This window comes from Actinophytocola sp., assembly GCF_050699915.1.
Lineage (GTDB): Bacteria > Actinomycetota > Actinomycetes > Mycobacteriales > Pseudonocardiaceae > Actinophytocola.
Genome location: NZ_JBOHGA010000312.1, coordinates 1 through 5,656 on the forward strand (window position 1 = coordinate 1; position 5,656 = coordinate 5,656).

The 5,656-nt window shown below is 71.6% G+C and carries 5 protein-coding genes; all 5 read right to left on the reverse strand.

Translation table 11 applies throughout. From position 1 onward, the window contains the following. The coding region (rpsP, locus tag ACRDSK_RS31190; protein WP_431444980.1) for a 30S ribosomal protein S16 at nt 1–520 on the reverse strand (520 nt) is incomplete at its 3' end. 149 nt (nt 521–669) lie between these two features. Then, nucleotides 670–1,410, reverse strand: coding sequence for a CPBP family intramembrane glutamic endopeptidase (locus ACRDSK_RS31195; protein ID WP_431444984.1), 741 nt, complete (start codon nt 1,408–1,410; stop codon nt 670–672). 88 nt (nt 1,411–1,498) lie between these two features. Continuing rightward, entirely contained in the window at nt 1,499–2,563 is a 1,065-nt protein-coding gene (locus tag ACRDSK_RS31200) for an amidohydrolase family protein (RefSeq protein WP_431444981.1), read from the reverse strand. Nucleotides 2,564–2,661: 98 nt separating this feature from the next. Next, on the reverse strand, nt 2,662–4,218 hold the full coding sequence (gene ffh / locus ACRDSK_RS31205; RefSeq protein WP_431444982.1) for a signal recognition particle protein: 1,557 nt from the start codon (nt 4,216–4,218) through the stop codon (nt 2,662–2,664). Between the two features lie 179 nt (nt 4,219–4,397). Further along, nucleotides 4,398–5,656: HD domain-containing protein (locus tag ACRDSK_RS31210; protein WP_431444983.1), on the reverse strand; the 1,259-nt coding region annotated here is incomplete at its 5' end.

Genomic DNA, 5,656 nt, shown 5'->3' on the forward strand with positions numbered 1-5,656 from the left:
CGTCCTTCTTGGCCTCGTCCTTCTTGGCCTCGTCCTTCTTGGCCTCGTCCTTCTTGGCCTCGTCCTTCTTGGCCTCGTCCTTCTTGGCCTCGTCCTTCTTGGCCTCGTCCTTCTTGGCCTCGGGCTTCTTGGCGCCGCCCCGCTTCTTCGGGGTGGTGGCCTCGGTGGTCGGCTCCTCGCCGGCGGCCTTGAGCGCGGCCTCGAACAGCTCCTGCTTCGTCGGCTTGGGCTCGGCGTGCTTGAGCGTGCCCTCGGTGCCCGGCAGCCCCTTGAACTTCTGCCAGTCGCCGGTGATCTCCAGGATCCGCTGCACCGACTCGGTCGGCTGCGCGCCGACGCCCAGCCAGTACTGGGTGCGCTCGGAGTCGACCTCGATCAGGCTCGGCTCGTCCTTGGGGTGGTACCGGCCGATCGTCTCGATCGCCTTGCCGCTGCGGCGGGTACGGGCATCGGAGACGACGACGCGGTAGTACGGCGCCCGGATCTTGCCGAGACGCTGCAGCTTGATCTTGACTGCCACGGGTTGTGGTGCTCCTCTGATCACGGTTGCGGGCGCCGGTCATCCGTGTGGGGTTGCGGATGGCTGGAGCCCCAAATTCGGTGGCGCCATGGCACGGTGAGAGGGTCCGGCCACGACGGACAGCCGCATATTCTGCCAGACCGCTCCGGTCAGGCCGGCATGGCCCCGACCGCGACCAGCAGCACGGCCAGCGCGGGCAGGAAGTTGTTGACCTGGTGGGTCACGATGCTCGCGCCGAGCCGGCCGGTGAACAGCCGCGCGAGGCCGATCGGGATGCCGATGACGAGCAGCAGCGACGTGCGCAGCGGCTCGAGGTGGCTCACCGCGAAGATGACCGTGGTCAGCGTGAACACCGCCCAGCGGCCCCAGTTGAGCCGCTCGAGCGCGCCCCACAGCAGCCCGCGGTAGATGATCTCCTCGCAGATCGGTCCGAGCAGCCAGACGAACAGGAACAGGGCGACCGCCGCGGCGATCGGCATCCGGCCGTTCTCCACCAGGTGGCCGACCGCGGAGGAGGCGTTCTCCTCGCCCACCATGTTGGTCCAGACGACCGCGGCCAGCGTGGTGCAGACGAGGCCGAGAGCACCGAACTTGAGGCCGGCCCGGATGTCGTCGCGACTGTAGGACCAGCGCAGGTCGATCGCCGGGCCGTTGCCGCGCAGCCGGGTGATGAGCAGCGCGGCGGCGGTGGCGAGGACCGTGGGCACCATCGTGCCGACCAGCGCGATCGTGGTGGAGCTGGGCGAGTCCGGCGAGGCCGCGGCGGTGATGAGCGCGCCGATGACCACGGCGGAGAGCACGAAGACGGCGAAGACGAACAGGAAGGCGCCGAAGCCCCAGCGGTGTGTCCGAACCGGGGGGTCGGCGACGGCTGGACCGGTGGTCTCCATCGCTTCCCGTTCGGTGGTCACCAGGCCGAGAATAGTCCTTTCGCGCCGATCCAACCCGGCGAGCTGGGCCTTCGCGAGTCGTGTCCGCTCAGTGGAGCACTCGGCCGCGCAGGATCATCCGCGTCGGATGGCGCAGGGCGTTCAGGTCGACGCGCGGATCCTCGGCGTACGCGACGATGTCGGCCGCCGAGGACTCCTGGATGCCGGACCAGCCGAGCCAGCCGCGGGCGGTCCAGCTGGCGGCGCCGAGCGCCTGCTCGGTGGTCATGCCGGCCTCGTGCAGCGCGATGATCTCGTCGACGATGCGACCGTGCGCGATGCCGCCACCGGCGTCGGTGCCGGCGTAGACGGGGATGCCGGCCTCGATCGCGTAGCGCACCGTGGGGCGGACGCGGGCGTGGAGGTCGAGCATCTGGTCGGCGTAACGGGGGAACTTGCCGGCGCCCGCCGCGGCGATGCCGGGGAAGGTCTCGATGTTGATCAGCGTGGGGACGAGCGCCGTGCCGTGTTCGACCATGGCGGCGATGGTGTCGTCGGTCAGCCCGGTGCCGTGTTCGATGCAGTCGATGCCGGCGTCGATGAGGCCGGCCAGCGCGTCCGGGCCGAAGACGTGGGCGGTGACGCGGGCGCCGGCCTCGTGGGCGACCTTCATCGCCTCGGCGAGGATGTCGTCGGGCCAGAGCGGGGCGAGCTCGCCGAGGTCACGGTCGATGTAGTCGCCGACGAGCTTGACCCAGCCGTCGCCGGCCGCGGCCTGCTCGGCGACGATGCGCGGGAGGTCGTGGGGGTCGACCTCCTCGGCGATGCCGCGGATGTAGCGCTTGGGGCGGGCGATGTGCCGGCCGGCGCGGACGATGCGCGGGAGGTCGAGGCGTTCCTGCAGCGGACTGGTGTCGAGTGGCGAGCCGCAGTCGCGGATGAGGAGGGTGCCGGCGTCGCGGTCCTGTTCGGCCTGCTGGGCGGCGCCGTCGAGATCCTCGACGGCGAGGCCGATGTGACAGTGCGCGTCGACGAGGCCGGGTACGAGGTAGCCACCGTCCACAATGGTCTCGGCGCCGGGGACGGCCTCGGCCCGGATGCGCCCGTTGACGATCCAGAGGTCGCGCTCCTCGCCTTCGGGGAGCACGACACCGCGCAGGTGCAAGGCCGTCATGTGGCCGATTGTGCCTCACCGGGTGCGACCGATCCTGGTGGGCTTCGACGGGCGGCGGCTGTCTTGGCGCCGCGGCGCCTGCCGCTCCTCGGCAGGCGTCAGTTCTCCTCGGGCTTTTCCTTTGGGAGCTTGAACTTCTTCGGGTCGAAGCCTGGCGGGAGCTGGTCCAGACCGGACAGTCCCGGTGGGAGCTCGTTGAGGCCGGGGGGCATCTTCGACAGGTCCGGCATGCCGCCGGGCGTCATACCGGGGAGGCCGCCTCGCATCCGCGGAGGCGTGGGGCCGCGGCCCTTCCCCTTCTTCCCCTTCTTGCCCTTCCGGGACTTGCTTCCCCGCGACGAGCCGGGCAGGCCGAAGCGGCCGGCCATCTGCTGCATCATCTTGCGGGCCTCGTAGAACCGGTTGACCAGCTCGTTCACCTCGCGCACCGCGACACCGGAGCCGCGGGCGATTCGCTGCCGCCGCGAGGCGTTGATGATCTTCGGGTTGGTGCGCTCGGCGGGGGTCATGCCTCGGATGATCGCCTGCAGCCTGTCCAGGTGCTTGTCGTCCACCTGGGCCAGTTGGTCCTTCATCTGGCCCGCCCCGGGGAGCATGCCCAGCAGGTTCGCGATCGGGCCCATCTTGCGCACCGCCAGCATCTGCTCGAGGAAGTCCTCCAGCGTCAGTTCTCCGGTGCCGATCTTCGTGGCGGCCTCTTCGGCCTGCTGCGCGTCGAACGCCTGCTCGGCCTGCTCGATCAGCGTCAGCACGTCACCCATGCCCAGGATGCGCGACGCCATCCGGTCCGGGTGGAACGTGTCGAAGTCCTCGAGCTTCTCGCCGTTGGACGCGAACATGATCGGCTGGCCGGTGACCTCGCGCACCGACAGCGCGGCACCACCACGCGCGTCGCCGTCGAGCTTCGTCAGGACCACGCCCGAGAAGCCGACCCCGTCGCGGAACGCCTCGGCCGTGGTGACCGCGTCCTGGCCGATCATCGCGTCGACCACGAACAGGATCTCGTCCGGCATCACGGCGTCGCGGATGTCCGCGGCCTGCTTCATCATCTCCTCGTCGACGCCCAGCCGGCCGGCGGTGTCGACGATGACGACGTCGTGTTGCAGCCGTTTGGCCTCGTCGATCGAGCGGCGGGCCACGTCGACGGGATCGCCCACGCCGTTGCCGGGCTCGGGCGCGTACGTCGGCACCCCGGCCCGCTCGCCGACCACCTGCAGCTGCGTCACCGCGTTCGGGCGCTGCAGGTCGGCGGCCACGAGAATCGGCTTGTGGCCCTGGCCGAGCAGGTGCTTCGCGAGCTTGCCGGCGAGCGTCGTCTTACCGGAGCCCTGGAGGCCGGCCAGCATGATCACCGTCGGCGGCGTCTTCGCGAGACTGATCCGCCGGGTCTCGCCGCCGAGGATCGCGACGAGCTCCTCGTTGACGATCTTGACGACCTGCTGCGCCGGGTTCAGCGCGGCCGACACCTCCGCACCCTTGGACCGCTCCTTGACGTTCGCTATGAACGTGCGCACCACGGGCAGCGCGACGTCGGCCTCCAGCAGCGCGATCCGGATCTCGCGCGCGGTGGCGTCGATGTCGGCGTCGGACAGTCGACCCCGGCCGCGCAGGTTCTGCAGGACCGAGGTGAGCCGATCGGAGAGAGTGTCGAACACGTAGTCGAGGGTAGTCGAGGTCACGGCGGTGCCGGCGACGGCCGGACCGGAGGGGGCTCGACCCCTCGACGAGCCCCACCCCGTATCCGTGCGCACTCCCCTGGTGCGCAGCCAAAGCTTCGCCCGACGCGGCCGCCGGCGGGAGCGTGATGACCCCCTGTTCGGCTAGGGGGAACTACTCAGCACGCGGCCAACACGGCCCGCTCGACCTCGCGCCGCCAGTCCGGCCCGGCGGGTCCCGACAGCACCGCCAGGCTGAACGACGCGATCGCGGTCCCGCCCACCTGCATCGCCCGCGCCCACCGCACATCGACCCCGCACTTCTCCAGCGCCGCCGCCACGTCGTGCAGCAGGCCGAGCCGGTCCGGGCTGCGCAGCTCCAGCACGACGTCGGCGGACGCCGCTCCCCCGTCGGCCTCGTCGTCGAACCACAGCACCCGGGGCCGGGGCGGGTCGTCCGGCTCGTCGGCGTAGTCACGCTCCTTCGCGGCGAGCTTGTCCGCGAGCGGCAGCGACCCCGACAGCGCGCGGCCGAACTGCTCGCGCAGCAGCGCCGTGTCCGGCAGCGACCCGAACCTTGGCGAGACGGCGAAGGTGTCCACCGCGACGCCGGCGTGCGCACGCAGCTCGGCCGCATGCACCTTCAGCGAGTGCAGCGCGAGCACTCCGGCCGCACGGGACAGCAGGCCCGGATGGTCCGGCGCCACCACGGTGATCGTCGCGACCGGGCCGGGTTCGACCAGGATGTCCGGCCTGCCCGACGCCGCCACGGCCTCGGCGAGCCCGCGCTGGGCGTCGTCGAGCGGCTTGGGGCCTTCTGGTCGCTCGCCGGCCATCGCCTGCCGGCAGCGAGCCACGAGGTCGGCGACGAGCGCGGCCTTCCACTCCGTCCAGACGCCCGGGCCGGTCGCGAGCGAGTCCGCCTCGGCCAGCGCGGCCAGCAGCTCCAGCAGCACCGGGTCGCCGTCGAGCGTGTCGACGACGCGGCGCACGGTGGCCTCGTCGGAGATGTTGCGCCGCGTCGCCGTGTGCGGGAGCAGCAGGTGGTGGCGCACCATCGCGGACAGCGTGACCACGTCCTTGGCCGGCAGCCCCAGCCGCTCGCCGACCTGGGTGGCGAGCGCGGCCCCGACGACCGAGTGGTCGGCCGAACGAGAAGAGCCGCGCCCCTTGCCGATGTCGTGCAGCACGGTCCCGATCAGCAGCAGGTCGGGCCGGGACACGCTGGTCGCCAGCCGGGCGGCGTTCGCGGTGGCGGCCACGAGGTGCCGGTCGACCGTCCACACGTGCGCGGCGTCGCGCGGCGGCAGGTCGCGCACCGCGCCCCACTCCGGGAAAAGCCGGGCCCACAGTCCGGTCCGGTCGAGCGCCTCCACCACGTCGATCAGGCCCTCACCGGCGCCGAGCAGCGACACCAGCTCCTGGCGGACCTCCGCCG